Source organism: Nocardia sp. NPDC052254, assembly GCF_040679495.1.
Lineage (GTDB): Bacteria > Actinomycetota > Actinomycetes > Mycobacteriales > Mycobacteriaceae > Nocardia.
Genome location: NZ_JBFAUW010000001.1, coordinates 696,284 through 723,245, shown reverse-complemented (window position 1 = coordinate 723,245; position 26,962 = coordinate 696,284). Strand labels below are relative to the sequence as shown.

The window sequence follows — 26,962 nt, the reverse complement described above, 5'->3', positions numbered from 1 at the left end:
CCACTGGCCACACGTCTATTTACGGTTCGTACACGGCGTTGTTCAGAGTTACTGCACAACGCTTACGCTCGTCTGCATGGACCTGTCCCTGCCTCGGTTGCGTATGTTGCGCGAGTTGCATCGGCGCGGCACGATCACGGCGGCGGCGAGCGCCCTGCACTACACCGCCTCGGCGGTATCGCAGCAGCTCGCGCAACTGGAGCGGGATGTCGGCCTGCGCCTGTTCGAGCGGCGCGGCCGGCGGTTGCTGCTCACCGACCGCGGAGTGCTGCTGGCCGAGCACGCCGAGGAGATCCTCGCCTCGGTCGAGCGGGCGACGCAGGCGCTGGAAGAAGCCGGGGAATCGGTGACGGCGAAGGTGACCGCCGGGGTGTGGGCGTCGGTGGCCTCCGGTCTGGTGCCCGACGCGCTGACCGCACTCGCGCGCACCCACCCCGGCATCCTGGTGCGGACCAAAGAACTCGCGCCGGAGTCCACCGCGGCGGCGGTCCGCGACGGCGCGCTCGATCTGTCGTTCGTGCTCGACTATTCCAACTATCCGATGACCTGGGACCGGGGTCTGGAACGTGCCGTCATCGGCGTCGAGCGGATCTATGCGGCGGTGCCGGCCGGTGCGGTGCCCGCGAGCAGCGTGACCCTGGCCGAATTGGCCGAGCATCCGTGGATTCTCGCGCCCGGCCGCTCCCACTTCGGCCACGCGGTCCGGCTGGCGTTCCAATCGGCCGGGATCGGACCGCGCATCGACCACGAGGTGGAGGAGCAGGCGACCGCGATGGCGATGGTCGCGGCCGGACTGGGCGTCACCCTGGTGTCGGATCTGGGTCTGGCACTGCGGCCACAAGGCGTGGACATCGTCGGTCTCGGCGATGCCTTCACGCGGACCGTATCGCTGGCCTATCGCACCAATTCCGCACGCCGGGCGGCATTGCTGATCGTCGTCAATGCCGTGCGCGACGCCGCGGTCGACAAGGGGATCGGCGCCGAGATCGCCCTGGCTGCCACGGGAACCGAACCCGAGGCGTCGCCACCGGATTCGCTTCAGGCACCGCGCAACGGTCTCGGTCTCGGCTGATCGTCGCGATGTGATCGCGCCGGACCTGTGACCTTCATCGATACCGGCCCGGTCGGGCCGGTGCCGGGGGCGATCGGCCCGTCGGGGGTGCCGGAAACGACCCTGATTTCGGCCGGGTTCGGTGGGTTCGCGGGCGGTTTCTTCGTATGCTCGGTATCAGCGAATGGGGAGGGAGTCCGGTACTGGACCCGACGGTCCGGCGATGAAGGAAGGTCCTCGCGGATGGACACTCGCGAGGTTGACGACATGGCACGGAACTGGTCGGCGGCCCTGGTCGATTGTGGTGACGGGCCGACGTCTCCGCCGCCCGACATCAGGAAATTGACGACCGGCTGGATCGTCGAACTGGACGCTGCCCTGTCGGCCGACCCGTTCGATCCGTCGCCGGCGTGCCGGGTCGGGGCCGAGATGGTCCGATCGAATCTGACGGCCCCGGCCATGATGACCCCGACCGCGGCGGTGCTGACCGGATTGCTGGAGCGGGCGTCGTCGCCGGATCGAACACAGCGGTTCGGCGCGCTGCTGGGCGAACTCGCCCGCGGATACAGCACCGAGTTGCTCGAGGTGTACGTCCGTAGCCAGGAGGTCGCCGACCAGCGCTTCCGGGTGGTGTTCGACAACGCCGCGGTGGCCATCGCGCTCTACGACAGCGACGGCGTCACGCTCGAGGCCAATCCCACCACCGCGCGGATGGTCGGGATGAACCCGGAGGATCTGCCGGGGGTCGCCGGCCTGGATCTGATGCATCCCGACGACCGCGACAAGCTCCGGCAGGTGGTCGTCGACCTGTATCAGCGCAAACACGGCACCGAGTACTTCGAAGGCCGCTTCTGCCGCCCCGACGGCAGCGTCTGCTGGGGTGCGTGGACGATGACGCTGGTCCGCGGCGCCGGTGGGCGCGGTCTGCGCCTGCTCGCCGTCGGGGAGGACATCACCGAACGCCGGGCCATGCAGCGGGAGCTGTGGTCGCAGGCGCGCCACGATCCGATGACCGGTCTGCCGAATCGGCTGTGCCTGCGCGAGAAGTTGCAGGCCATCGTCGCGGATGCGCGTCCGGGCGATCGGATCGGCCTGTGCTTCCTCGATCTCGACGAGTTCAAGGTGATCAACGACCGCTACGGCCACCGGGCCGGCGACAGCGTGCTGGCCGAAGTCGGCCGCAGACTCGATGCCACCCTGGCCTCTCCGACGGTCACGGTGGCGCGCATCGGCGGCGACGAGTTCGTCGCGCTGCTCGCGCCGCCCTGCGACGACGACGCGGCCCGGGCGGTCGCCGAGACCATGCTCGCGACGGTGCGGCACCCCGTTCCCGTCGGCCCCGGCGACCCGGTGTCGATGTCGGCCAGCGTCGGTGCCGTGGTCACCCCGGTTGCCGGCGCGGATGCCGAAAAGCTGCTCGACGACGCCGATCTCGGCCTGTACCGAGCCAAGGCCGCCGGACGCGGCACCTGGGTGCTGCATCGCGGCGAGAACGGCGGATAGGCCGCGGTACGGCGCTACCAGGTGTAGATGTGGCCGGGTGACCACAGACCGCTGTGGGTCTCCTGGGTGACCGCGGGGTCGGCGGTCACCGCGGACGGGTCGATCGCGGTGAGGCGTTGCAGTTCACCCCAATCCTGATCCCAGTCGTACTCGAGGTAGGTGGCCAGGGTTTCCGAGCGCAGCAACTGCTGACTCCAGCCCAGCGGGCCGCCGCCGACATGGCTCTCCCACATCGTGGTGTCGCTCGCGCCGAGGCGATTGGGCAGGATCCGCCAGTCCGGCACCTGGGCGATGCCGTCCTTGTGGTCGAACGGGCGCTGGCAGGGGAACTGCAGGCCCACGGCCCAGTCCAGGAGCACCGGCTGTTTGGAACCGACCAGGTCGTCGAGTGTGTGGGTGCGCGGGATCCGTGGCGGGGTCAGCGCCACCCATCGCTGCGGATCGAGGTTGTGATCCTTGGCCACGATGCGGATCACGTTCGCCTGTGCGGGAATCCGGTCCAGCGGCACACGCAGATTCCGCCAGGACGGTGCCGGGCCGATATCGATCGGGGCGAGCCGTCCCATCGGGCGCGCGCCGGTCGGGGAATCGGTGGTGCCGTACTCGATTTCCACCGGCTCACCGCCGACGTAGCTGTTGTCGGGGCCCGACGCCTGGATACGCCCCGCCGCCGCGATCGAGATGATGTCGCTGTGGTCGTGCTGAGCGGGCAGGCGGTACCAGCCGGTGACGAGGTCGGCCGGTTCCTGCTGGCCGTAGGTACCGAGTTCCGGAGTGCTCGCCGCATCCAGGCCGTACGGCAGCGGGGCGCCGCCGGTCTGAGTGGTCGAGTCCCGGGTGGTGGACTTGTCGCCGAACGATTTGGCGATGCTGCTCGCCTCGTCCTTCTCGTCGGCGGATCCGATGTCGCCGACCCCGTTGGGCACGAATCCGCGGGCGCCGCCGGTGAACGTGGAGAACTGGTCGCCGACCAGTGGCGTCATCATCGAGGCATTGGGATCGGTTTCGACCAGGACCTTGTCGGCCAGTCCGCACGGATTGCCCAGCACCGCATGGATGTTCGACGATGCCAGCGAGAATCCCGGGTACTGCCTGACCGCCCCCACGGCGAAGGAGACGACCTCGAACACCACCAGGATCGCCGCGGCCACCGTCAGCGGCGGAAACTTCGCGAGGCGCCAGGCACGCGGGGAGACCCGATGCGGGGTACCGGGTGCCGGGGCCCGCACATGCCACCAGATCGCCAGCACCAGGCACAGCGCCGCGATCACCAGGAATATCTTGCTGTAGTCGACGCCGAGTACGGACGGTGCCTCGTTCCACCACGGGACGCCGAAACTCGATACCCACCACCACTGGTTGACGCTGGTGAAGATCTGCGCCATCGCCAGCGACACGACCGCGGCGAACAGGGCCCGGTTACGTGGCGAGCGCATCACCCGCGGCCCCACCGCGACCGCCGCGAGCACCGCCACCGATCCGGCCAGCCCGGCGTACACGCCGTTGTGGTGGGTGAATTTCGTGGGGCAGGTCGCCATCAGCACCATCGCCCCGGCTGTCACGCCGAGTAGACGCCGTGCCGGGCCCGGCGCGGTGAACGGGATGCGCCCGCCCTTGCGCAGCAGTACGAAGACGCAGACCAGCAGGCCCAGCCACATGGCCACCATGCCGAACCGGCGGGCGATGGAGCCATCGGCCGAGGGCATGAACAGCCACTGGTAGTTCAGATAGTCGTTGTACCAGGGGTCCGACGGCCCGACGATGTTGTGCACCCGCTGCATCTCGAACATCGCCGAGAGCGGTTCGACGGCGAAGGCGAAGGCCAGTACCACCAGGCCGGCGGCGACGAGCGGGGCCAGCAGCGCGCCGTAGGCCCGGATCCACGCGCCGGGTGACACCCGGGTCCCGGGTTGTGCACCGGCCAGTTCCCGCGCCCGCGGAATTCCGAATCCGACCGCCGAACGCAGTCCTGCCAGCAGTGGCGCCAGGCAGATGATGCCCGACGGTGCCGCGGTGAAACTGAACGCCGCGACGAGGATCGCGAGGGCGTAGGGCAACAGCCGCCGGGTCGCGATGGAACGCTCCACCAGACACCAGGTGAGCAGCACGCAGACCGCGACGACCGGCTCGGGCCGCAGTCCGTTGTTGTAGGGCAGCCATACGGCCAGGAAGACCAGTGCGCCGGTCCACACCGCCACCCGGTCGCGGCGTACGGCCACCCCGAGCCGGGGGATCACCTCCCGGCTCAGTGCCAGCCAGGTGAGCACCGCCGCCAGCAGGGTCGGCAATCGCATCCACGGACTCGCGACGCTGATCTCCGACATGTGGGCGATGATGTCGTACGGCGGTGTGCCGACCGGGTTCTCGGGCACGCCGAAGAACCGGAAGTAATTGGCCATGTAGCCCGACACGAGCGATGTGCGTGCCATCCCGAACTGGTAGCCGTCATCGGAGGTGGTGGACCCGATGAAGTGCCACACCACCAGGGTGCCCAGGACCACGAGATCGGCACCGGTGAACCGCAGCCACCGCTGGGGGAGCAGCCGCCCCAGGCGCCGTCCGTCGGTGCGGTCCAGCCGGTACAACGCCACCAGCGCGATCAGTGTGAACACCACCGCCAGTACTTCGGCGGCCCGCTTGAGCAGGGTCGGCGTGACCGAGAACCGGCTGTCGACCTGAGCGACGACCTTGGCGCCGTCGGGTTTGGGGAGATCGCTGAAGATGCCGACCACCTGTGGCCGCCAGTCCCCGGGTGGCAGTGTGGCCGCCTCGATATCCGATCCCGGGATGTCGACCTTGGTCGACGACATGTCGGCGTGCACGGTCAGGGTGGCGCCGGCGATCGCGTCGATCGGCGCGGTCAGCAGCGACTGATTGCGCAGCACCACCTCGAGCTGCGCGGGTCTGCCGTCCAGCGCGGGCTGTACGCGGGCGACGAACCCGTACTTCTCGAGCTGGGGCGCACCGGCGGGCAGTGTGGAGGCCAGCACCCCGCCGTGCGCAGCGAGTTGCGCCATCGAACTGCCCGGGATGGTCGCGTCGAAGCTCAGCGGAGCGTAGGACACCAGTGGCGCGTTGATGCTGCGGGCGGAATCCTGCTGTGGCCACGACAGGGTGGTGTGGTCCACCTCCACCGGCAGCAGTGGTACGGCGATGGCGCACAGCGCGCCCAGCAGCCCGGCGATGAGGGCTACGGATCTGGCCCAGGTCCCGCGCTGTCTTTCCGCGCTCCTCGGGTCCGCGCCTGCAGTAGGCGCCCCGTCCGCCCTCACCATCGTGTCGACCACGGTCGCCGATGCTAGCGTGACGATTCCGTTATCCGCGATTTCGTCTGGTGTTCCTCAGGCTGTGCTCAGGGACGGACGGCCATCCGACGCCACCGTAGCGGGCCGATTTTCGTCCGGAATCGGCCATCGCGACGGGTCGGCTCATGGGCTCGGATTCGCCTTGCCGACCAACGGCTTTCGGAATCCGGAAGGGGAGACGGAGCCGGTGTCATGTGGGAATTCGCCGGCTCCGCCCCTGCGTGCGCTCGTCGACCAGAGGAGGGTTCCGGAGCGCCGGTATCATGATCGCAGGTGGATGGACAGTTGTACAGTCGCCTGTTCGAACCCTTGTCCAGGACATCGTCCCGCTGGTCGGCCGTCAGCGGCGCCCGACGGCGGTGTACCCTGACCAAGCAAATGCTTGGTCAGGTGGAGGAGATTCGATGGTGGGCGATTTCGAAGGACGCCGGGGTGCGGCACTGATCGCCGGCGGTACCGGCGGGATCGGATCCGCTGTCGTCGAACTGCTCGCGGCACGCGGAAGCGACATCGGATTCACCTATCGGTCCAACCGGGCCGACGCCGGCGAGCTCGCGAACAATGTTGTGCGGCTCGGTCGTTCGTGCCGCACGTGGCCGGTGGATCTGAGCGATGCGGGCGCGGTGGCGGATCTGGCCGGCGAGTTCGCCGCGGAGTTCGGCGGGGTGCACACGGTCGTCTACGCCGCCGGGCCGCATGTGCCTATGGTTCATCTGAGTGCCGTGTCGCCGCAGCAGTATCGCGATCAGGTGAATGCCGACGCGGTGGCGTTCTTCAATCTCATGCACGCGACATTGCCGATGCTGCGGGAATCGCGCGGTGCCGTCATCGCGATCACCACGGCCGCCGTCCGGCGCCACCCCGTGCGGGACGGACTGTCCGCGGGCACCAAGGGGGCGGTCGAGGCGGTGGCGCGCGGACTGGCGGTGGAGGAGGGGCGCTTCGGGGTCCGGGTGAACTGTGTGGGGCCGGGCATGCTCACCGACGGAATGGCGGACCGGCTGATCAGCTCGGGCGACCTGAGCCCGTCGGCCCTCGACGCCGCGCGCGCGAACATCCCGCTGCGCCGATTCGGCCGCGCGCGCGACATCGCCGAAGCTGTCGGATTCCTCGCCTCGGATCGGGCGGGCTTCATCTCCGGCCAGACCCTGGACGTGGACGGTGGGTACACCGCCTGAGCGGACCGTGTGCGGGCCGTGCGCGGATCAGTTCGCCGCCGCCACCGGCTCGACCGCCGCGTCGCCTCGTGCGGCGCGAGCGCGGCTGCGGCGCACCACGATCAGTGTGACCGCGATCAGTACGCCGAAGGTGATCACCATCATCACGGTGGACAACCAGACCATGGTCGCGATGGGCAGCTGATACACCAGGAATACCCGCAGGGCCGCTTCGAGGCACAGTCCGGCGCCCCAGATCACGCTGAGTGAACCGAGGGTGCGCCGCATCTGCGGGCTGGTGCGATATCGCTCCCGGAACGCGCCGGCGGCCTGTTCGGACATGCCGCGCTGGGCGCTCACGTAGATCAGCGGCTTGCCGACCAGGGTGCTGCCGAGAAAAGCCGCCCCGATCAGTGCGGTGGTGAAGGAGTCCTTGGCGACGACGAAACGGGCATCGCCGGAGATGAAGGTCAGGACGAGCCCCAGTGCGAAGCTGGCCAGGATCACCGCGGCGAAGGGATCGAGCCGGCGCTTGCGCACGATCTCCGCGATCACGAAGACGCCCGAAATCACCGTTCCCGCACCGAGAGCGACCAGATCGCTCGCGCCCGCGGCATGCAGGACGTAGTAGGCGGTCATGGGTACTCCGGCATCGCGGAGCAACTGGCGGGCGATGCCCTTGCGGTCCATTCCCGGGGCGGGCGTGGCGGTACTCATGTGCGGCTCCTGATCGGTGGTGTCGGTCCCCAACGACGTTAAGGGCGCCGGGGGTCCGGTGCGCCCGCCGATCGTCATCGATCGGCCATGACGAATGTCATGGCGGCGCGGTGCGCGCCCGATAATGCCCACCCCGCCTGACGGTATTGGCATTCTCTTTTTTCGCAAGTAACGTATTCAACGCGGGTGGCGCGGTCATCCGATCTCATCGCGGGTTGGAGGTCTTCGTGCGTGTCGGAGTGATGATCGGACCGGAGAAGGGAGACTCCGCGCGGAAGTTGAGCCGGATGCTCGATGACATCGCGTGGGCCGAGTCCGCCGGGATGGACACCGCGTGGATTCCGCAGATACCCAGTGATTTCGACGCACTGATCACCATCGCGGCCATGGGGCTGCGGACCGATCGGATCGAACTGGGCACCGCGGTGGTGCCGCTGCAAGCCCAGCATCCGGTCGCGCTGGCGCGCCAGGCGGTGTCGGCGCAGGCCGCGGCCGGCGGGCGGTTGGTGCTGGGCGTGGGTCCGTCGCACCACTGGATCGTGCGCGACATGCTGGGCCTGCCCTACGACCGTCCGGCCGCCTATACCCGTGACTATCTCGAGGTGCTCGCGGCCGGGCTCACCGGCCCGGGCGATGTGCGGGTCGAGAACGAGACCTTCGCCGTGAACAATCCGCTGGATCTCGGACCGGTGGCTCCGGTGCCGGTGCTGGTGGCCGCGCTCGGTCCGGTGATGTTGCGGCTGGCGGGAGAACGCGCCGACGGCACGATCCTGTGGATGGCCGATGAGCGCGCGGTCCGCGACCACGTCGTACCCAAGATCACCAAGGCCGCCGCGGAGGCAGGGCGGCCGGCACCGCGGATCGTGGCCAGTCTGCCGGTCTGCCTGTGCCGCCCGGCCGAGGTGGAACAGGCCAAGGCACGGGCCAATCGGATTCTCGGCGAGGCCGAGGTGTCGCCGAACTATCAACGGCTGCTCGAACAGGGCGATGCGCGTGACGTGGGCGATCTCTGCGTGGCCGGTGACGAGACGGCCATCGCGGCGGGCCTGCGGCGCTACGCCGACGCCGGTGCGACCGACCTGTCGGTGCGGCTGCTGCCGATCGGGGACACCCGCGACGAACTGGTCGCCTCGAAGCGGCGCACCCGGGAGATGATCGCCGAGCTGGCGCGGGAATTACGATGAGCGACAACGCCGCACCGCAGCCCGGCCCGCTGGCGGGGATCCGCATCCTCGAGGTCGGCACCATGCTGGCGGGGCCGTACGCGACGATGATGCTGGCGGATCTGGGCGCGCAGGTGACGAAGCTGGAACCCGCGGCCGGCGATATCTCCCGGCAGGTCGGCGACAGTTACTTCGCCAGCCTGAATCGGGGCAAACGCAGTGTCCGGCTGGATCCGGCGAGCACGCGAGGCCGGGCCCGGCTGGGCGAGCTGGTCGCGGATTCGCATGCGCTGCTGGTGAATCTGAAGCCCTCGGCGATCCACCGGCTGGGGCTGACCTACGCCGCACTGCGGGAGTTCAATCCGGCGATCGTCTGCGTGGCGATCACCGGATTCGGCCTCCACGGCGGCGATGATCCGGCGTTCGACTACATCGTGCAGGCCGCCACCGGTATCGCCGCGCTGACCGGCGATCCGGCCGGTCCGCCGACGTTGCCCGGCTATTCGTCGGCCGACAACTCCACGGGCCTGACCGCGGCGCTGGGAATGCTCGCGCAGATCGTGTCCGGGCGCGGGGGACAGGTCGATGTGTGCCTGCGCGATGTGCTGCTGTCGCAGTTGAACTACCACGCCGCCGCCTATCTCAACGACGGGCGTGCCCCGCAGCGGCGGCCCCACGGCGCGCACTCCTATTACGTTCCGGCACAGATTTTTCCGACCGCCGAGGGATATCTCGCGCTGTTCATCACCCACGATCGATTCTGGAAGACCTTCGCCACCGAGGCGGGGGTGGCGGGATTCGAGACCATGGCCGAACGGGCGGCCCGGCGCGAGGATGTGCTCGCGGTGGTGACCGAGGCCCTGGCCCGCGACGACGCGCGTGGCTGGGAGGCTCGGTTGCGTCCCTTGGGGATTCCCGCCGCCGCGGTGCGCACACTGCCCGAAGCGCTCGACAGCGCACCGGAGATCGTCGCCGCCGCAGGCGATTACCGCCTCGTCGCCTCGCCCATCCGGATCGACGGTTACACCCCGAGCTACGGCCCACCGCCTCGGCTGGGCGAGCACGAGGGCGCGGACCCGGACATCGCCACGGCATCCTGACCGGACCGTGGCGCTCGCGACACCGCAAGCGCCCGGCCGGATTCGGTGTCACCGTTTCATTCGTAGTGCACGGTCACCGAATCGGTGTCCGGGACCGCCTGACAGGTCAGGACATATCCCTCCTCGACCTCGTCGTCGGCGAGGGCGTCGTTCACCCGCATCGTCGCCCGGCCCTCGCTCAGCCGTGCCATGCAGGTCGCGCAATTACCGGATTCGCACGAGAACGGCGGTGTCAGACCCGCGCGGCGCGCACTTTCGAGCAGGGTCTCCCCGTCGCGGCGTGGCACCGTCGCCTTCTTGCGATTGAGGAAGATCGTGATCGTGCCACCGGCGGCGTCGGTTTCGGGCGCGGTGGTGGCAGCGGCCGGGCCGGAATCGCCGGACGTGGACTCGGCGGTGTGCGCGGTCGCGCTGTCGGCGAGCTCGGGGATCGGCGCGCCGAATCGCTCGCTGAAGATCACCCCCGGCCCCGGCAGTGCCGTCTCGACCATCTCCATGAACTTCTCCGGCCCGCAGACATAGCTGTCGGCGTGAGCGTCCTCGCCGACGAACTCCCGCACGGCCGCCGGGTCGAGCAGTCCTCCGACGCTGTCCAGATGCCGGATCACCCGCAATCGGCCCGGATGACGTTCGGCGAGCTCGACCAGAGCGGAACCGAAGATCACCGAATCGGCGTCCCGGTCCGCGCACAGCAATCGCACCGTGCGCTCGGTGGTGGCCAGCGCGCTCTTGGCCAGCGACAGCACCGGGGTGATACCGCTACCACCGCTGAATCCGAGCAGTGGCACATCGGTCTCGCGCAGGCAGAACCGGCCCGCGGGCCGGCCCATGTCGATCACATCACCCTCGGAGACGTTGTCCAGCAACCAGTTCGACACCTTGCCGCCCGGTACTCGCTTGACGGTGGTCATCAGCTCGGTGTCGGTCTCCGGCGCACTGGACATGGAATAGGACCGGTACAGGTCGGCGCCGTCGACCGGGACGCGGAAGGTGCAGAACTGTCCGGCTCGATAGGTGAGCGGACCATCGTGCGGGGCCAGCACGAACGTCCGCGCATCGGCGCATTCCTTCACGATCCGGATCACGGTCGCGGGCCGGAACAACGGGGGACTCGCCATGGAACGCCTCTCCTGGTATTAAGATTCTTATACAAAGAGAATAGCGTTCTCCTGAACGAGATGGGATTTTCTCATGACCGAGCCGACGGCGATCGTGTTCGACGATCGGCACTACAGCCTGTCGCAGCTCGATGAGCTGGCCGGTGGTCTGGCCGGCGCGCTGTACGAGCGGGGCGCGCGTGCGGGAACCCGGATCGCGGTGATGTCGTCGAACCGGCCGGAATTCGTGGCAGCGGTGCTGGCGGCCTGGAAACTGGGCGCGGCGGTGGTGCTGTTGAGCCCGGCGTGGCGGCGTGCCGAGGTCGAGCACGCGCTGGCGGTCACCACACCCGAGCTGGCCGTCGGTGATCAACCGGTGCTGCGCGACCTCATGCCGATGCTCGATCTCGACGACCCGATCACACCCTGCCGGCGTGTGAGCCCGCCACCGGACCCGCACTCGGATGCGGTACTCGTATTCAGTTCCGGCACCACCGGATTGCCGAAGGCCGTGCGCCACACCCACGCGTCGTTCGCCGCCGCGGTGCGTGACTGGGTGCAGGTGCTGCAGCTGGGCAGCACCGACCGGATCCAGATCGTGACGCCGCCCTCGCACATCCTCGGATTGCTCAATATCGTCACCGCGCTGCGGGTGGGAGCCTGGATGCGTCTGCACCGGCGGTTCGATCTGGATTCGATGCTGCGCAGTATCGAATCCGACCGCATCACCGTGGAAATGGCGGTGGCACCGATCGCGCTGGCGATCGCCTCGCATCCGGAGCTGGAATCGTTCGATCTGTCCTCGTTGCGCTACATCATGTGGGGCGCCACACCGGTGACGGTGAGCGTGGCCGAGACGGTGACCCGTCGCACCGGCGTGCGCTGGCTCCCGGCCTACGGTGCGACCGAACTCCCGGTCCTGGCCTGCAATCCGATCGAGGATCCACGCCTGGACACGGTGGGACGCGCCGCGCCCGGTGTGCACTTGCGTGTGGTGTCGCCGGCGGACGGAAAACCCCTGCCGCCCGGCGAGACCGGTGAGATCCAGGCCAGGTCACCGTCGCTGATGGCGGGCTATCTGCCCGAGGGCGCGGACTCCGGGACCGTGGTCGAGGGCTGGTATCGCACCGGCGATGTCGGCTGGATCGATGCCGGCGGCTGGGTGCGGATCACCGACCGGGTCAAGGAGATGATCAAGGTCCGCGGGTTCCAGATCGCGCCCGCCGAAATCGAATCCGTTCTGCACGGACATCCCGCGGTCGCCGACTGCGCGGTGTTCGGGGTGGCCGACGGCGCGGACGGCGAGGCGATCGTCGCCGCGGTCGCCACCGCGGCGCCGGTGCGCTCCGACGAATTGTGCGCGCTGGTGGCCGAGCGGCTGGCCGGATACAAGCGCCTGCGCCGGGTGGTGTTCGTCCCCGAAATTCCGCGCCTGCCGTCCGGCAAGGTGCTGCGCCGAGTTCTCGAGGAGCGCTATGGACGTCCGTCTGACGACTGAACAGCGGCAATTGCGTGATGCCGCAGCGAAATTGGCCGACGATCTGGGCCCGGGATCGGTCGCCGACCTGGCCGACCGCGAACGGATCGCCCGGCTGGACAAGACCGTCGATCTCACCGGATGGCGGGCACTGCGCTCGGACGGGGCCAGTGGTGTCGAGGTGGCGCTGGTGGCCGAGGAATTCGCGCGCGGACTGGTCGACGTGGCCTATCTGGGTCCCGTGCTGGCCGATGACCTGCGCGGTCACCCCACCGGCGAACACGGACGGTGGACGCTCGCGGTGCGCGGCCGGGCCGTGGATGCGGCAGGCTGCGATCGGGCCGTGGTGCTGGCCGACGGGCAGGTGCTGGCGGGCCGGCTGGGAGCGGCGGTCGAGGTCGCCGATCCGACCCGGGTAGCGGCCGAAATCGAAGGCAGGCTCGAACACATCGGGGAGCTGTCGCCCGAGCAGACCGCGCAGTGGTTCGCGCTCGCGCTGGTCGGCACCACCGCCGATCTGCTGGGTGCCGCCCGCGGGGCGCAGACGCTGGCCGTCGAATACGCGAAAATCCGTGCGCAGTACGGCAAGACGATCGGTTCCTATCAGGCGGTGGCCCATCTGCTCGCCGAGTCGCAGGCCTTGATCGAGGGATCGATCAGCGTCGCGCGCTACGCCGCGTGGGGTGTCGACGAACTGTCGCCCGAGGAGGCGGTCCGCGCCGCCCGCATCGCCAAGATCTATTGCGCCCGCGCCGCCCGCACCGTGTGCGAGACCGCCATCCAGGTGCACGGCGGTATCGGCAACACGTGGGAATGCCTGGCGCACATCTATCTTCGCCGCACGCTGGTATCGACCGAACTGTTTCCCGTCCGCTTGGAGGAGATCGACCGTGGACTTTCGTGATTCGCCCGCCGAAGCCGAATTCCGGGATCGGCTGCGGCACTGGCTGGCGCAGGTCGACGGGCAGTTCCCGACCTCCGGCGACGAGTACTGGGCCCGCCAGGGGGAGTGGCACCGCGCGTTGTACGGGGCCGGGTTCTTCGGCTCGTCGTGGCCGACGGAGTTCGGCGGCCACGATCTGCCGCCGGTCTTCGACGTGATCGTCGACGAGGAACTCGCCCGCGCCGGCGCCCCACCGCGTCCGAGCCTGGGGTACCTGATCCAGGGGCTGGGCCGGCACGGCAGCAAGCAACTGCAGCAACGCTTCCTGCCCGGCATGATCGACGGCACCGAGCGCTGGTGTCAGGGATTCAGCGAACCCGGAGCGGGATCGGATCTGGCCTCGCTGACCACCTCGGCCACCCGCGAGGGCGATCGGTACGTGATCAACGGCCACAAGATCTGGACGAGCTACTCCGATGTGGCCGACTGGTGCCTGCTGCTGGCCCGCACCGATCCGGACGCGCCGCGGCACAAGGGCATCTCGGCATTCATCGTCTCGATGAAGCAGCCCGGGATCCAGCAGCGCCCGCTGCGCATGATCAGCGGTATCACCACCGAATTCGGTCAGGTGAGTTTCGACGGCGCCACCGTGCCCGCCGATCGGATGGTCGGCGTGCCGGGGGAGGGGTGGAAGCTGGCGATGACCGTGGTCGGGCACGAGCGTGAACCCTCGACCCTGGGCTATTCGGCGCGCTACGCCAAGACCGTGCGCACCCTGTCCGACCGCGTGCAGGGCCCGATGCCCGAGGAATTGAGCTGGGCGGCAGTGCAATCGGAGATGCTGCGGTTACATGTGCGCAGGCGGTTGTCCGAACAGCTCGACGGCGTATCGCACGGTCCGGACGGCTCACTGGACAAGATCCTGATGACCTGGGTCGACCAGGCCGTCGGCCACGCGGCGCTGACCGTCGCCGGTACCGACGACGCCGACATGTTCGGCACCTACCTCTACAGCCGCGCGCAGAGCGTCATGGGCGGAACCTCGCAGATTCAGAAGAACATCATCGCCGAACGCATTCTCGGATTGGGAGCCTGATATGTACGACATGCCCGCCGAAGTCGACGTCCGTGCCGAAGGGCCGATTCGATTCATCACCCTGAACCGGCCGGATGCGCTCAACGCCGTCGACGACGCGCTGCACACCGGGCTGGCACGGCTGTGGCCCCGGCTCAGCGAGGACCGCGACGCCCGGGTCGCGATCCTCACCGGAGCCGGGCGAGCCTTCTCCGCCGGTGGTGATCTGGGCTATCTCGCCGAATTGAGCCGCGACGGCGATCTACGCGCGAAAACCATTGCGCACGGGCGCGATATCGTTCTCGGTATGGCGCGTTGCCGGGTGCCGGTGGTGGCGGCGGTGAACGGGCCGGCGGTCGGACTGGGCTGCAGCCTGGTCGCGCTGAGCGATATCGTCTACATCGCCGAGCAGGCCTATCTGGCCGATCCGCACGTACAGGTGGGTCTGGTCGCCGCCGACGGTGGACCGCTGACCTGGCCGCTGCACACCAGCCTGCTGCTGGCCAAGGAATACGCGCTGACCGGTGCGCGCATCGGTGCCGAGCGGGCCCGGGAGATGGGCCTGGTCAACCATGTGGTCGCCGATCCGGTGGCCGAGGCGCGCGCCTGCGCCGAGCGGATGCTCCAATTGCCCGGGCAGGCAGTCGAGGCCACCAAGCGGTTGCTGAATCTGCAGTTGGAGCGCGCGGTGCTGGCAACTCTCGACTTCGCCCTCACCGCCGAGGATCTCACCTTCCAATCGGAGGATCTGCGTGCCAATCTGGCGCGGATGGCGGCCGCGAAGAACGGTGCGAAGAAGTAGCCGTGGCGCAGTGGTATCTGTTCCTGCCGCAGATCCGATTCGGCATGGGCGAGATCGTGGAGCGGGCCCTGGTCGCCGAAGACGCCGGATTCGACGGGATCGCGTTCATCGATCATCTGCGGGCGCCCGGCGCCGAACAGCAGCCGCTGTGGGAGGCGATGACGGTCGCCACCTGGGTGGCCGCCCGGACCGAGCGGTTGCGGATCGGACACCTGGTGCTGTGCGATGCGCTGCGCCATCCCGCCGTCCTGGCCAAGCAGGCGGTCACCCTACAGCAGGCCAGTGGTGGCCGGTTCGAATTGGGGGTGGGGTCGGGGTCGGTGCCGGAGGAGTTGTCGCGCTTCGGAATCGGCCACGAGGCCGGTCCGGCGCGCACGGCCCGGCTGGAACGAACACTGTCGATGCTGCCGCGGATGTGGGCGGACGGCGATGATCTGTCCCTAGCGCCCGTGCCGAGTCCGGCGATTCCGATCGTGATCGGCGGCGCGGGCCCGGCCACCATGGATCTGGTTCGTCGCTACGCGGATTGGTGGAATCTGCCGGTGAACCGGCTCGATCGGCTGGCGGCACTGCGTGGCAGCGCCGGTACCGCGCGGGTGTCGACTCAGCAGACGGTGGGGTTCATCGGGCGTGACGCCGATCCGGACCGGGTGCGCGAGCGTAGTCGTCGCCGATTCGGTTATCTCGCAGCGGGATTGGTGTGCGGGGACGCGGCGGAGCTGACCGCCCATTTCATCGCGCTGAACCGGCGCGGCGTGGAAAGGTTCTATGTCTGGTTCACCGATTTCGCGGACCCTGAGACCCTTGCCGAGTTCGGCCGAAGTGTGATCGGCGCAACGGCATTCGCCCAGCGCTGACGGGCCGGTCCCGCACCGTGGTGCGGGACCTCGGATCATCGTCGAGGTTGGGCCTCGCGCTGGTGTGCGCTCGGGTTCGGCGCCACACGTCCCTGAGTCTCAGCGTGCGAGCAGGACTTCGGACTGCTGCACGGTCCCGGTGATACCACGCGCATCCTGACCGGCCAGCAGCACCGCGGCGCGCGCCATCGTCTCCGGCGGCTCGACCATCTCCTCGGGAATCTGTTGCCCGCCGCCTCCGGCCTGCCAGCCTTCGGTGAGAACCACGCGTGACGGGCACAGGCAGTTGACGGCGATATCGTCGGTGCGCAGATCCGAGGCCAGGCCCAGATACAGCCGCTCGACGGCCGCCTTGGACACCCAGTAGGCGTTGGCGCCGCGGTCGAGCATGCCGACGCCGGTGGTGGTGATCGCGATCATCGATCCACCACCGCGGGCGCGCAGCAACGGGATCGCGGACCGGGTGACGTGGAAAACTCCCGTCAGATTCACATCCAGGCATCGTTGCCAGCGTGTCTCCGGAGTGGATTCGATGGGTCCCAGCCACAGCACACCGGCGTTGGCGACCACGATGTCCACGCCGCCGAACTCGGAAACCGTTGTCGCGAGCGCGGTGTCGACGGACTCGGTATCGGTGACATCACATTCCACCGGCAGCGCCCGGCCGCCGGCGGCGGCGATGCGATCGGCCACCGAATGAATGGTGCCCGGGAGCCGGCCCTGTGCACTGGACCGGGCGGCGACGGCGACCTCGGCGCCCGCCGCCGCCAGTCCGTGCGCGATCGCCGCGCCGATACCACGGCTGGCACCGGCGACGAACGCGACTTTGCCTGTCAAGGAGGTCATTTGGGCGGGAACCGCAGCGCGCCGTCGAGCCGGATGACCTCGCCGTTGAGGTAGTCGTTCTCCACGATGGACTGCACCAGCTGCCCGTATTCCGGGGACCGGCCCATCCGCTTGGGGTGGGGAACCTGCTTGCCCCAGTACTCCTCGAGCCGGTCGGCGGCCTTGCCGTAGGCCGGGGTGTTGAAGGTGCCCGGCGCGATGGTGACGACCCGGATACCGAGCGGGGACAGATCTCGCGCGGCCACCAGCGTCATGCCGACCACACCGCCCTTGGCGGCCGAATACGGCAACTGCCCGATCTGGCCCTCGTAGGCGGCGATCGAGGCGGTGTTGACGATGACGCCGCGATGGCCCTCCGCATTCGGCTCGGATTGCGCGATTCCCGCCGCGGACAGGCGCAGCACATTGAACACGGCCGTGAGATAGAACTCGATCGTGGTACGGAACCCGTCGAGCGCGAGCGGGCTGCCGTCCTTGCCGATCAGCCGGCCGCCGCTGGCCGGTCCGCCGTGCGCGTCCACCGAAATGCGCAGCGGGCCCAGCGATTGTGCCTCGGCGATCGCCGCCTGCACCGATTCCTCACTGGTGGCATCGGTATGCACATAGCGGATGCCCAGTTCGGAGGCGAGCTCCTTGCCCTTGTCGTCGGCGAGGTCGGCCACGACCACCTTGGCTCCGGCGGCATGCAGTCTGCGCACCGTCGCCTCGCCGAGGCCGCCGGTACCACCGACCACGATCGCGGAGCTACCGCTGATCTCCATGACACTTTCCTCTCTTGAAATTCTCACTCTCAAACTGAGAGAATAATGTTCTCATGAACATTAGCATGATCCTCGAGATGGCGGCCTCGGCCGGAAACCGGCCGGTGATCACCGTCGACGGCCGATCGCTGACGGCCGCGCAACTACTGGCCCTGGCGCGGCGTGCGGCCGCGGAATTCGCCGACAGTTCGGCGGTGCTGTACCTGGGCACCAGCCACCTGGCCTATCCGGTCGCACTGTTCGGCTCGGTCCTGGCCTCGGTGCCCTTCGTACCGTTGAACTACCGGCTGGGCGAACAACAACTGTCGGCTCTGCTGGACCGGCATCCCGGTGCGCGGATCCTGCGTCCACAGGACCTGGACGCGCTGGTGGAAACAGAAGTGGGACAGCCGGATCCGGAACCCGCGCCCGCGCCGTGGGACGGTGACGCGGTGGCCGCGATCATCTACACCAGCGGCACCACCTCCGAACCCAAGGCCGCGCTGCTGCGGCACCGGCATCTGATGGCCTATCTGCTCAACACGATGGAGTTCGGCGTCGCGGCCGAATCCGACGCATCGCTGGTTTCGGTGCCGCCGTACCACATCGCGGGCCTGACCAATCTGCTGTCGAACCTCTACAGCGGCCGCCGGGTGGTGTATCTGTCCGCATTCGATCCGCAACGGTGGCTGGAAACCGTTCGCGGTGAACGCATCACCCACGCGATGCTGGTACCGACCATGCTGGCCCGCATCGTCACCGCGGTGCCGGGACGGACCGCGGACGCCCCGACCCTGGCGAGCCTGGCCTACGGGGGTTCCCGGATGCCACGCCCGGTACTGGAACGGGCGCTGACGCTGTTTCCCGACACCGGATTCGTGAATGCCTACGGTCTCACCGAAACCGCGTCGTCGGTGGCGGTATTGGGGCCCGAGGACCATCGAGCCGCCCAGTCGGCCACCGATCCCGAGGTGCGCGACCGGCTGGGTTCGGTGGGGCGGGCACTGCCGGGCGTCGAATTCGAGATCCGCAGTGCGGCCGGTGCGCCCCTGCCGGCTGGGCAGACCGGCCTGGTCTTCGTCCGGGGTGAGCAGATCTCCGGCGAATACGGTGCCCGCACCGCACTCGATGCCGAGGGCTGGTTCGGCACCCGAGATCTGGGGCGGCTGGACACCGAGGGCTATCTGTTCATCGAGGGCCGGGCCGACGACACCATCATTCGCGGCGGGGAGAACATCGCACCCGCCGAGATCGAAGACGTACTGCTCGAACATCCCGGCATCACCGAGGCCGCCGTGGTCGGCGTGCCCGACCCGGAGTGGGGGCAGCGCCTGGTCGCGGTGGTGGTGGGGGCCGGCGATCCCGAGCGGATCAAACAGTGGGTTCGCGAGCGGCTGCGCTCGTCGAAGACTCCGGACACCATCGTGTTCCGCGCCGAACTGCCCAAGACCGAGACCGGAAAACTGTTGCGCCGCAACCTTGTCGCCGAACTGGAGAGCACCCATGCCTGAAGCCGTCATCGTCTCCGCCCTGCGCACGCCCATCGGGACGGCGCGCAAGGGAACGCTGCGCGATACCAACGCCTTCGACCTGGCCCACCACGTGGTGTCGGCGGTGTCCCGCGACCTCGATTCGGCCCGCGTGGACGACGTGATCCTGGGGGAGGGGCGCTACGGCGGCGGTGTGCTCGCACGCCATGCCGCGGTGACGGCCGGGCTCACCACCGTTCCCGGGCTGGCGAACAACCGCCATTGCGCGGCCGGTATGGCGGCCGTGCAGAGTGCGGCGGCCGGAATCCGCGCGGGCATGGACGAACTGGTCATCGCAGGCGGTGTGAATTCCGATTCCACCGGTCCGCGGGTCCGGTTCCGGGTCGGCGAGGACGAATGGATCGATCCGTGGGTCTCCCCGTCGCATCCGGATCGCCCGGACGCCCCGAATCTGGACATGTCGATCACCGTGGGCTGGAATACCGCGGTCAAATCGGGGATCTCGCGCGAGGAGATGGACGCCTGGGCATTGCGCTCGCACCGCCATGCGATCGCCGCCATCGACGAGGGCCGGTTCAAAGAGGAGATCGTGCCGATCGAGACCCCGCACGGGGAGTTCTCCGTCGACGAACATCCGCGTCGCGACACCAGCCTCGAGCGGCTGGCCGGGTTGAAGGTGCTGCATCCGGAGATCGAGGACTTCTCCATCACCGCCGGCAACTCGTCGGGTTCCAATGACGGCGCCGCGGCACTGGCCATCGCCTCGGATCGGCTCGGCCTGCCGGCGCTCGGGATCATCCGGTCGTGGGCCTCGGTGGGTGTCGACCCCGCCGACACCGGGCTCGCGCCGATCGAGGCGATCACCAAAGCCGTGGCGCGAGCGGGTATCTCGCTGTCGGAGGTGAAGCTGATCGAGATCAACGAGGCCTTCGCCTCGGTGCCACTGGCCACGGTCAAGGCACTGGATCTCGATACCGACCGGGTGAACTACAGCGGCAGTGGTTGCTCGCTCGGGCATCCGGTGGCCGCCACCGGCGCGCGCATGATCGTGACGCTGGTGCACGAATTGCGCGGCCGTGGTGGCGGATTCGGCATTGCCGCGCTGTGCGCGGGTGGCGGAATGGGTTCGGCGACCGTCATCGAGGTTCCCGCACCGTGATGGCCGCCGAACCGTCGCTCACCGACCCGGGCGGATACCGATGACCACCGCGGGTCGCGAGGCGAAACGCCTGCTCACGGCCGCCCGGAACGGCTCCTTGCGAGCCACTGGGCGGCTGTTGAGCCTGGTCGAGAACGGTTCTCGCGACGAGGTTCTCGCACTGCTCGAGCCGGTTGCGACGGCACCGGTTCTCGGCATCACCGGGCCGCCGGGTGCGGGCAAGTCCACGACGGTCGCGGCCCTGGTGAGTACCTATCGTGAACAGGGCCTGCGGGTCGCGGTGCTGGCCGTGGACCCGTCCTCGCCCTACAGCGGTGGAGCTCTGCTCGGTGACCGCATCCGGATGTCGGCGCACATCGGCGACCCCGATGTGCTGATCCGGTCGGTCGCGACTCGGGGGCATATCGGCGGACTCGCCGCGGTGGTGCCTGCCGCCATCCGGTTGCTGTCCGAACTGGGATACGAGCGCATCGTGGTGGAGACCGTCGGTGTCGGACAGTCCGAGATCGAGATCGCCGCGGTCGCCGATCCCACCGTCGTGATCCTCAATCCCGGTGCGGGCGACGCCGTTCAGGCCGCCAAGGCGGGCCTGCTGGAGGTCGCCGACATCCTGGTGGTGAACAAGGCCGACCGCCCGGGTGCGGATCAAACCGTGCGTGAACTGCACGGGGAATCCGCGGCACCGATCCTCACGCTGATCGCCGCTGACGGGACCGGCATACCCGAACTGGCACAAGCCATCTCCGACCACCATCGCAGCGACAGCCCGGAACGCCGCGCCGCGCGCGCCCGGGTACAGATCATGTCGCTGGTGCACACCCGAGTTCGCGCCCACCCGGATCTGAACCGCTTGGCGGAAGATGTCGCCCGCGGATCACTGGACGCCTACACCGCGGCGGAGATGCTGGTCCCGCGCGCCACCGCGGTCCCCGCACCCGCCATCCGATGGTGAATGCGCCGGGGTGTGGTTCGCAACGGCTGGAGCCGGTCGCCACCGCGGTGCCGACCGGCTCGATGTGATAGCCGGAGAATCGTGGCGTTCAGGCGGTTCGGCTGCCGAGCGACGCGGCCAGGAAGGGCCAGGACTGGTGTAGATCGTCCTCCCAGTAGCCCCAGGAATGCGTTCCGACCGGCCGATCGTCCACCGTCACAGGAATATTCAACTCGTGCAGTCGCTGGGTGAGGTTGACGGTACAGAAATGCACCGCCGCCTCGATGGGCCCCCCGAAGGCGATCTGCACCGGCAGCGGGATCCGTCCTTCCGCCACCCGCCGATCCCCCGGAGTGTCATGCGGTGCGCCCGGCACGCCGCTGCCCGAACTCAGATAGACGGCGGTGCCACGCAACCGATCGGCGTTGACCAGTGGATCGTTGGCCTGCCACAGCGGCCCACCGGCCGGTCCCCACATATTCTCGACACTGCGCCCACCACCCCAGTTCTCCACGGTGATCCGGACGAATTCGTGGCCGATCGGATCGGAGGTCTGCGCGCAACCACTGTAGGAGGCGACACTGTTCCAGAATCCGGGCTTGGCGATGGCGAGATTCAGAACAGAGGTACCGCTCATCGATACGCCCGCCAGCGAGCGTTTCGTATTTGCTCCGAGGAAGCCCTCCATGACCGGTGGCAGTTCGTCATTGAGGAATGTCTGCCACTTGTTGCGCCCCAGGACCGGATCGTCGCGTATCCAATCGGTGTAATACGAACTACTGCCCCCGAACGGGTTCACCACGTTGACGTCCTTGTCGTGCAGGAAATTCAACGCGTCGGTCTGCGCGTCCCAGCCGCTTTCGCCCGGACCACCCTGGGAACCGTTGAGCAGATACAACGTGGGACGCGGAGTCGCGGTATCGGCGGCGCGCACCACCAGCACCGGAATCGACCGGTCCATGGCCGGTGAGTACACCGTGACCCGCTGCTGCCGGTCGCCGATCTGCTCGACCGACACCACCCCCGCAGCCTGTGGTTCGGCGAAGGCGGTACCGGTCACCCCGCCCGTTCCGCAGGCCACGAGCGCCGCGGCACACAACCACCGCGCACTCGCCAGGCGTATGGATCGCCGTCTACTCACTACCGGACCCCTCTCGGTCGCTGCCCGCGTACCGAATCCGATCGGCACCCAAGGACTTCGCACAGCTCCCGGGGGCGGTTTGGTCCGATGGGGAAGTTTCTGTGGGCGTGGGCCATCTCGGCTTCGCCACACACGTGGTCGAACTGTGGACTGGCGTACGCAGGTTGTGAATGGGCTCCGGCATTGCCGCTCGACATCGTCAACCACGCCGGCGAACGTGACGAGCGGCAACGGCTGGTGAGCTATGCCGACGGAACGGCTTTATCGAAGAATCCCCTCGCTACCAGGTCGGCAATCGCATTGGTGATGTTGACGGTGTTCACTTCCCTCAGTACGACCAGGTTGGGGTCCGTGTAGTACTCATCGGTGGCGAGGACATCATTCGCCGTCTGCAGAAGTCTCACCGGGTCGTAAAAGGAAACTTCATATGAATATCCCGATGCGAATCGTACGACTACGACGAGCCATCCCTTGACCGGCGTCTCGGCCTCATCTCGTTCGTCATACCCTTCGGGCAGCTCGATAGCGTAGCTTTTGTCCATGTCACTCCACTTGCTTTGCGAGTTGCAGTTCTACGTTTCGGAGCTCATTCGCGTAGTTTTCAAATGTCATCGGTTCTGCTGGAACTATCTCGAAATGTTCAGGATCATTACCCCGTTGGATTATCTTCAATCTTTCTGGGATGCTCATCACTGCATATGCTCCACCAAACCGTTCGACCTTGGATGCATTGCGGTTGATCGACATCCCATGGGATGTCTGCACCAGGCCATTCCTGATCCTGACATGTCTGACCTCGGGTGCCAAGTTGGAACCGCCTCGATAGTATCCGAGGCCCACCGGATAGTAGTCGTTGACTTGAACGAAATCCAGATCGCACTTCGACGGGGTAGCAAATGAGGTTCCCCCGCTCGCGAGTAGTGCGACGAGTACGCCGATGAAAAGTGCAAGTGTGCGATATGTCCTCCTAGGTGATCTCACTCGATCACCTCCCATTTGTATGTGCCACGTGCTCCGCCTGGTCCATTGCACTCGAACGTTTGGCGGCGGTCGTCGTTCGGAGGTATGTAGAAAGTCGCACTCGGGTCGGGCCAATAGCCGCAATCGATCGATACTCTCACCGTGTAGTAGCTAGTGCTACTCAGGTTGTAGCATCGTACCTCCATGGTATTTTCGCCCTGCCTATTTCCTTTACAGTCCAGTGCGGTGGGAACGGCCGGGGCTGCGCTGCCGTCGGGCGATGTAAAAATCAAACTGGTGAGCGTGAGTGCTGCTACTCCCAAAGAAGTGGCAACGGTTTTCTTCAACATGAAATCTCCGTTTCGGGATCGCGTTTGCGCGAGGAGAAATCGATATTCAGAAGAACAATCCCCCCGGTAAACATGTCTTCTATGATTCGGCACCTTTGCGAGGTGGCCTCAGCCGAAGGCTAAGCTGAGTGCAGCGTGCTGTCAATCAAATATTCGGTGCTGCAATAGGATTCGAATCCAATCGTGGTCGTTGGTCGAGATGTCCGCGCACTTTGAAAGATTGGTGGTGTGCGGCCGGCCGTCGGGCCTGGGGTCGTATACGTGAGCCTCAGTGATCTTCGCTGGCTGAATCCGGTATCGATCATCCACCCTCCTGGAATCTTCCCTGCTACTTGAACTTTGACGCACGCCGTGGGGGATCGGTTCCATGGATACCGAGACTCCCGCGGCCCAGCCAGGGTCGACTACGATGCGGGCGGTACATGTGGGGTCCTGACGAGCGGGGGAATCCGAGCCATGACTGTGATGGTCACCGATGTGAGCTACTCCTATGGGGCGCGGTCCGTACTGAGGGGATTGACGTGGGAGCTGACACCAGGGGTCACCCTGTTGCTCGGGCCGAACGGTTCTGGCAAGTCGACCTTGCTCGGGCTTCTGGCTACTCGGCTCGCGCTCGGCACTGGAGACATTGTCGCGGACGGTCGTTCCTGGGCTGACTCACATGAACTGGTGGCCATCCGGCGGACGATCGGCTGGGCACCGCAAAGTCTCGACGTGGACAGGGCGATGCGGGTGCGTGATTTCGTCGCCTATTCCGGTTGGTTGCGCGGCATGTCGACACGTGCTGCCGACGATGCGGCGCAAGACGCGCTGCACCGTCTCGGGCTCGCGACGCGGGGCCGCGATCGGATTCGCGCACTTTCGGGTGGGATGCAGCGGCGGGCGCTCATCGCGGCGGGCATCGTGCACTCACCTTCCGTGCTCGTCCTCGATGAGCCCACTGCTGGACTCGATCCCAAACATCGGCGCTCGCTGAATTCGATGATCGAGCAACTGGGACGTGACGGTGTCGTAGTAGTGGTGGCGACCCATATCTCCGAGGACGCCGAATCAGCCGACCGGATCGGTATTCTCAGTGGCGGCGTACTGGTGGCGAATGGGACTCCGCGTGAATTGGAGACCCGATTCGGGTCCATCTCGCAGGCATATATCGAGCTCACCGATGACGGTGAGGACACCGAGGTGACATCGGCGTGAAGCGTGTCGCGACCTATCTGCGAGTGGGTCTTCCGATCCCCATGGGCGCGATTCTCGTGCTCTTCTTGCTTTCGCTCGGGTACATGGAGATCTCCGACCCGACTTCGCAGCTTGCCGGCTACTGGCCCGGCGTGGATGTTTCCATCGCCACCCGGACCCTGCTCGTAGGTGTCGGCTGTGCCGCGGTCTCGGCGTGGGTGTCCCAGCGCTGGGCTGTGCAGCTCCGGATGACAGTCTCCGCCCGTAGCGGCTGGGGCATCGCCGTTCGAGATCTGATTCGGCTGTACGTGGTCGTCTTTGTGCTGTTCGTCTTCGATTATGCGATCGTTGCCGCGTATCGATTGAGCGGTGCGGGGGGAGGTTTCCCTCGAATCTCGATCATCGTCAGTTGTTCTGTGTGGCTGCTGTTCTCGGTCACCGTGGGATGGGCCATCGGGACTCGGATTGCCAAGGCCGCTGCAGTGTTCGCCACGGTCGCCGTGATGACGGTTGTCTCGGTGGCCTCTGTCATGGCCAATGACGGCCATATCGGGTTTCCGCTCCTCGCAGGTCGACAGTTACCCTCACTTCCTTCTTACGGTGTGGAACTTTCACCCGTGAAATCCGTTACGGCCGTCGGTATCGGTACAACTGTGCTGTGCGCGGCGCTGGTGGTCTTCGCTGCGACAAGGCAACGTAGTTCGTGGACTCTTCCGACCATGGCTGTCGCCGTCGGGGTGCTCGTACCGGTCACGGTGTCGCTCGTCACCGGTGGTTCGGCCTGGCTGCAACCACGCGCGGCGGCGAGCGAACCCCGATGTGTGGGGGAGCAACCGCAGGTGTGTTCGTGGAGCGAGGACTCCCAGCGCTTGGGCGCACTCGAGCCTTCGCTTCCACGTCTGACAGAAGCCATGCGCGCCACGGGGTATCCGATTCCAGGGCGAGTCAGCGTGGCGACTGCGGTACCGGATGCGGAGGCCGAGATGTGCCCGTTCCGCACTCCCACCGAAGCAATCACCGGAATCCTCGGCAGGGTTCCCGTCGGTAGTCGTTCGTGTATCGGCTCGGACCGGCTGGAACACTGTAGCGGCGACATTGGTCAGCGGTCCGATTACTCGGCGCTCACACAGGTGTATCTGGGTTGGCTCGTCAATTATTCGCTCAGTTCCGGGGGCTCTTTTTCCATCCACAGTGACGGAACGACGACGGACGAGTCCCGTGCCGTCGAACGGGTGCTCACGTGGCCGCGGGACGCCCAGCTGGCATTCATGTCGCGGGTCCATACGGCGATTACCGGCTGTGCTGCCAACGCCGTCCACGTGCTGCTCGAGCAGGCTGAGCGCCCGTGACATCGGTTGTCCGCTACCTCCGGATGCGCACCCTCCTCGAAGCGGTGCCGTTCGTGGTCGTCTGCGTTCCGTTGATCGCGCTGGCGAAGCAGCAGATTCCGCGACTGTACGGCCTCACCGAAGGCGTCGGGATAAGTCCCGCTCGCCTCGTTCCGATTGTGATGGCGTGCGGTCTTGTTGCCGCCACAGGCTCGCGGTTGGGAGAGATCCATGAGGACACGTTGGCATCTCGCCTCATGGTTCGACAGCGAGCGTCGCTGGTCGGATCGGCGGTCTCGGTGGCGCTGGTGGTCGTCGTTGCGATGGGTGTTCCCGGCGTTCCTCGGGGCGGGATCGTTCGCGCAGGTTTCGACACCGCCCAGTTCTTCGGTGTGGGTCTCGTGGCCTGTGCGTTTCTGCCGAGGGCGGTGGCATTGGCCGCGTGTCTGCTGATTTCGTGGTCGATTCAAACACTGCCGTGGTGGTACACGCCCGCATCCGGGACGTGGACCGACATGCGAGGGTTCACGATCTCCCCGATACAGCTCGCCGCGTCGGTCTCGATCTTTGCTGTCGGGGGAACCGCGTGGATCCTTCGCCCACCGCGGGTCCGCAGTGCGGCCTGGGCGCGGTGGGCGTAGTGAATCTCACCGA

24 protein-coding genes are annotated in these 26,962 nt (G+C 67.3%); 16 read left to right on the top strand and 8 right to left on the bottom strand.

From position 1 onward, the window contains the following. Positions 1 to 76 precede the first annotated feature (76 nt). On the top strand, positions 77 to 1,072 hold the full coding sequence (locus tag AB0L57_RS03335; RefSeq protein ID WP_364956337.1) for a LysR substrate-binding domain-containing protein: 996 nt from the start codon (positions 77 to 79) through the stop codon (positions 1,070 to 1,072). A 246-nt stretch (positions 1,073 to 1,318) separates the two neighbouring features. Continuing rightward, positions 1,319 to 2,554 carry a diguanylate cyclase gene (locus AB0L57_RS03330; protein WP_364956334.1) on the top strand — a complete coding sequence of 412 codons (1,236 nt, stop codon included), beginning with the start codon at positions 1,319 to 1,321 and terminating at the stop codon, positions 2,552 to 2,554. A gap of 14 nt (positions 2,555 to 2,568) precedes the next feature. Here the strand turns inward: AB0L57_RS03330 and AB0L57_RS03325 are convergent, their stop codons facing one another. Beyond that, the gene (locus AB0L57_RS03325; RefSeq protein ID WP_364956331.1) at positions 2,569 to 5,841 is read right to left on the bottom strand and encodes an arabinosyltransferase domain-containing protein; all 3,273 of its coding nucleotides are present in this window, start codon (positions 5,839 to 5,841) and stop codon (positions 2,569 to 2,571) included. A gap of 422 nt (positions 5,842 to 6,263) precedes the next feature. Between AB0L57_RS03325 and AB0L57_RS03320 the strand changes: the two genes are divergently transcribed. Then, on the top strand, positions 6,264 to 7,037 hold the full coding sequence (locus tag AB0L57_RS03320) for an SDR family oxidoreductase (protein WP_364956328.1): 774 nt from the start codon (positions 6,264 to 6,266) through the stop codon (positions 7,035 to 7,037). A 27-nt stretch (positions 7,038 to 7,064) separates the two neighbouring features. On the opposite strand, the gene AB0L57_RS03315 is transcribed toward AB0L57_RS03320, so the two are convergent. Beyond that, positions 7,065 to 7,733, bottom strand: a complete 669-nt coding sequence (locus AB0L57_RS03315; protein WP_364956325.1) for a VC0807 family protein — start codon at positions 7,731 to 7,733, stop codon at positions 7,065 to 7,067. A 227-nt stretch (positions 7,734 to 7,960) separates the two neighbouring features. Between AB0L57_RS03315 and AB0L57_RS03310 the strand changes: the two genes are divergently transcribed. Both AB0L57_RS03310 and AB0L57_RS03305 read left to right on the top strand, forming a co-directional pair. Further along, complete coding sequence (locus AB0L57_RS03310) at positions 7,961 to 8,917, top strand: TIGR03564 family F420-dependent LLM class oxidoreductase (RefSeq protein WP_364956322.1); 957 nt, start codon at positions 7,961 to 7,963, stop codon at positions 8,915 to 8,917. Beyond that, complete coding sequence (locus tag AB0L57_RS03305) at positions 8,914 to 9,996, top strand: CoA transferase (protein ID WP_364956319.1); 1,083 nt, start codon at positions 8,914 to 8,916, stop codon at positions 9,994 to 9,996. Before AB0L57_RS03310 ends, AB0L57_RS03305 begins: the two co-directional genes overlap by 4 nt. A 56-nt stretch (positions 9,997 to 10,052) precedes the next feature. Here AB0L57_RS03305 and AB0L57_RS03300 read toward each other — a convergent pair whose 3' ends face one another. Then, on the bottom strand, positions 10,053 to 11,114 hold the full coding sequence (locus tag AB0L57_RS03300; RefSeq protein WP_364956317.1) for a ferredoxin--NADP reductase: 1,062 nt from the start codon (positions 11,112 to 11,114) through the stop codon (positions 10,053 to 10,055). A gap of 73 nt (positions 11,115 to 11,187) precedes the next feature. Between AB0L57_RS03300 and AB0L57_RS03295 the strand changes: the two genes are divergently transcribed. The 5 genes from AB0L57_RS03295 to AB0L57_RS03275 are packed head-to-tail and all read left to right on the top strand — an operon-like array spanning position 11,188 to position 16,187. Further along, the gene (locus AB0L57_RS03295; protein WP_364956314.1) at positions 11,188 to 12,591 is read left to right on the top strand and encodes an AMP-binding protein; all 1,404 of its coding nucleotides are present in this window, start codon (positions 11,188 to 11,190) and stop codon (positions 12,589 to 12,591) included. Continuing rightward, a complete protein-coding gene (locus tag AB0L57_RS03290; RefSeq protein WP_364956311.1) occupies positions 12,569 to 13,474 on the top strand; it encodes an acyl-CoA dehydrogenase family protein in 906 nt (301 codons plus the stop codon). The genes AB0L57_RS03295 and AB0L57_RS03290 overlap by 23 nt, the downstream gene beginning before the upstream one ends. Beyond that, positions 13,461 to 14,549: an acyl-CoA dehydrogenase family protein gene (locus tag AB0L57_RS03285; RefSeq protein ID WP_364956308.1), complete on the top strand. Its 1,089-nt coding sequence runs from the start codon at positions 13,461 to 13,463 to the stop codon at positions 14,547 to 14,549. Before AB0L57_RS03290 ends, AB0L57_RS03285 begins: the two co-directional genes overlap by 14 nt. 1 nt (position 14,550) lies before the next feature. Then, positions 14,551 to 15,330 carry an enoyl-CoA hydratase/isomerase family protein gene (locus tag AB0L57_RS03280; RefSeq protein WP_364956305.1) on the top strand — a complete coding sequence of 260 codons (780 nt, stop codon included), beginning with the start codon at positions 14,551 to 14,553 and terminating at the stop codon, positions 15,328 to 15,330. Between the two features lie 2 nt (positions 15,331 to 15,332). Beyond that, positions 15,333 to 16,187, top strand: coding sequence for an LLM class flavin-dependent oxidoreductase (locus AB0L57_RS03275; RefSeq protein ID WP_364956302.1), 855 nt, complete (start codon positions 15,333 to 15,335; stop codon positions 16,185 to 16,187). Between the two features lie 99 nt (positions 16,188 to 16,286). Here AB0L57_RS03275 and AB0L57_RS03270 read toward each other — a convergent pair whose 3' ends face one another. Together AB0L57_RS03270 and AB0L57_RS03265 are read right to left on the bottom strand one after the other, a co-directional pair. Then, positions 16,287 to 17,033, bottom strand: a complete 747-nt coding sequence (locus AB0L57_RS03270; RefSeq protein ID WP_364956299.1) for an SDR family NAD(P)-dependent oxidoreductase — start codon at positions 17,031 to 17,033, stop codon at positions 16,287 to 16,289. Next, a complete protein-coding gene (locus AB0L57_RS03265) occupies positions 17,030 to 17,794 on the bottom strand; it encodes an SDR family NAD(P)-dependent oxidoreductase (RefSeq protein ID WP_364956295.1) in 765 nt (254 codons plus the stop codon). Before AB0L57_RS03265 ends, AB0L57_RS03270 begins: the two co-directional genes overlap by 4 nt. A 53-nt stretch (positions 17,795 to 17,847) precedes the next feature. Between AB0L57_RS03265 and AB0L57_RS03260 the strand changes: the two genes are divergently transcribed. Genes AB0L57_RS03260 through meaB form a run of 3 tightly spaced genes read left to right on the top strand, consistent with a single transcriptional unit; the run spans position 17,848 to position 21,374 of the window. After that, positions 17,848 to 19,284, top strand: coding sequence for a fatty acid--CoA ligase family protein (locus AB0L57_RS03260; RefSeq protein WP_364956290.1), 1,437 nt, complete (start codon positions 17,848 to 17,850; stop codon positions 19,282 to 19,284). After that, a complete protein-coding gene (locus AB0L57_RS03255) occupies positions 19,277 to 20,422 on the top strand; it encodes a thiolase family protein (protein WP_364956288.1) in 1,146 nt (381 codons plus the stop codon). The genes AB0L57_RS03260 and AB0L57_RS03255 overlap by 8 nt, the downstream gene beginning before the upstream one ends. 40 nt (positions 20,423 to 20,462) lie before the next feature. Further along, on the top strand, positions 20,463 to 21,374 hold the full coding sequence (gene meaB / locus AB0L57_RS03250; protein WP_364956285.1) for a methylmalonyl Co-A mutase-associated GTPase MeaB: 912 nt from the start codon (positions 20,463 to 20,465) through the stop codon (positions 21,372 to 21,374). A gap of 88 nt (positions 21,375 to 21,462) precedes the next feature. On the opposite strand, the gene AB0L57_RS03245 is transcribed toward meaB, so the two are convergent. The 3 genes from AB0L57_RS03245 to AB0L57_RS03235 all read right to left on the bottom strand — a co-directional run bounded on the left by AB0L57_RS03245 (position 21,463) and on the right by AB0L57_RS03235 (position 23,259). Continuing rightward, entirely contained in the window at positions 21,463 to 22,494 is a 1,032-nt protein-coding gene (locus tag AB0L57_RS03245; protein ID WP_364956283.1) for an alpha/beta hydrolase family protein, read from the bottom strand. Positions 22,495 to 22,736: 242 nt separating this feature from the next. Beyond that, positions 22,737 to 23,036, bottom strand: a complete 300-nt coding sequence (locus AB0L57_RS03240; RefSeq protein ID WP_364956280.1) for a hypothetical protein — start codon at positions 23,034 to 23,036, stop codon at positions 22,737 to 22,739. A gap of 1 nt (position 23,037) precedes the next feature. Next, positions 23,038 to 23,259: a hypothetical protein gene (locus tag AB0L57_RS03235; protein ID WP_364956277.1), complete on the bottom strand. Its 222-nt coding sequence runs from the start codon at positions 23,257 to 23,259 to the stop codon at positions 23,038 to 23,040. A 1,001-nt stretch (positions 23,260 to 24,260) separates the two neighbouring features. Between AB0L57_RS03235 and AB0L57_RS03230 the strand changes: the two genes are divergently transcribed. Genes AB0L57_RS03230 through AB0L57_RS03220 form a run of 3 tightly spaced genes read left to right on the top strand, consistent with a single transcriptional unit; the run spans position 24,261 to position 26,949 of the window. After that, positions 24,261 to 25,001, top strand: coding sequence for an ABC transporter ATP-binding protein (locus AB0L57_RS03230; protein ID WP_364956274.1), 741 nt, complete (start codon positions 24,261 to 24,263; stop codon positions 24,999 to 25,001). Continuing rightward, positions 24,998 to 26,329, top strand: a complete 1,332-nt coding sequence (locus tag AB0L57_RS03225; protein WP_364956271.1) for a hypothetical protein — start codon at positions 24,998 to 25,000, stop codon at positions 26,327 to 26,329. The genes AB0L57_RS03230 and AB0L57_RS03225 overlap by 4 nt, the downstream gene beginning before the upstream one ends. Continuing rightward, positions 26,326 to 26,949: a hypothetical protein gene (locus AB0L57_RS03220; protein ID WP_364956269.1), complete on the top strand. Its 624-nt coding sequence runs from the start codon at positions 26,326 to 26,328 to the stop codon at positions 26,947 to 26,949. Before AB0L57_RS03225 ends, AB0L57_RS03220 begins: the two co-directional genes overlap by 4 nt. Positions 26,950 to 26,962 lie beyond the last annotated feature (13 nt).

Coding starts and splice junctions, on each gene's coding strand:
- AB0L57_RS03315 (WP_364956325.1), bottom strand. CDS start 7,733: ATGAGTACCGCCACGCCCGCCCCGGGAATGGACCGCAAGGGCATCGCC.
- AB0L57_RS03255 (WP_364956288.1), top strand. CDS start 19,277: ATGCCTGAAGCCGTCATCGTCTCCGCCCTGCGCACGCCCATCGGGACG.
- AB0L57_RS03290 (WP_364956311.1), top strand. CDS start 12,569: ATGGACGTCCGTCTGACGACTGAACAGCGGCAATTGCGTGATGCCGCA.
- AB0L57_RS03300 (WP_364956317.1), bottom strand. CDS start 11,114: ATGGCGAGTCCCCCGTTGTTCCGGCCCGCGACCGTGATCCGGATCGTG.
- AB0L57_RS03305 (WP_364956319.1), top strand. CDS start 8,914: ATGAGCGACAACGCCGCACCGCAGCCCGGCCCGCTGGCGGGGATCCGC.
- AB0L57_RS03265 (WP_364956295.1), bottom strand. CDS start 17,794: ATGGAGATCAGCGGTAGCTCCGCGATCGTGGTCGGTGGTACCGGCGGC.
- AB0L57_RS03260 (WP_364956290.1), top strand. CDS start 17,848: ATGAACATTAGCATGATCCTCGAGATGGCGGCCTCGGCCGGAAACCGG.
- meaB (WP_364956285.1), top strand. CDS start 20,463: ATGACCACCGCGGGTCGCGAGGCGAAACGCCTGCTCACGGCCGCCCGG.
- AB0L57_RS03230 (WP_364956274.1), top strand. CDS start 24,261: ATGACTGTGATGGTCACCGATGTGAGCTACTCCTATGGGGCGCGGTCC.
- AB0L57_RS03330 (WP_364956334.1), top strand. CDS start 1,319: ATGGCACGGAACTGGTCGGCGGCCCTGGTCGATTGTGGTGACGGGCCG.
- AB0L57_RS03335 (WP_364956337.1), top strand. CDS start 77: ATGGACCTGTCCCTGCCTCGGTTGCGTATGTTGCGCGAGTTGCATCGG.
- AB0L57_RS03295 (WP_364956314.1), top strand. CDS start 11,188: ATGACCGAGCCGACGGCGATCGTGTTCGACGATCGGCACTACAGCCTG.
- AB0L57_RS03270 (WP_364956299.1), bottom strand. CDS start 17,033: ATGACCTCCTTGACAGGCAAAGTCGCGTTCGTCGCCGGTGCCAGCCGT.
- AB0L57_RS03240 (WP_364956280.1), bottom strand. CDS start 23,036: ATGGACAAAAGCTACGCTATCGAGCTGCCCGAAGGGTATGACGAACGA.
- AB0L57_RS03280 (WP_364956305.1), top strand. CDS start 14,551: ATGTACGACATGCCCGCCGAAGTCGACGTCCGTGCCGAAGGGCCGATT.
- AB0L57_RS03320 (WP_364956328.1), top strand. CDS start 6,264: ATGGTGGGCGATTTCGAAGGACGCCGGGGTGCGGCACTGATCGCCGGC.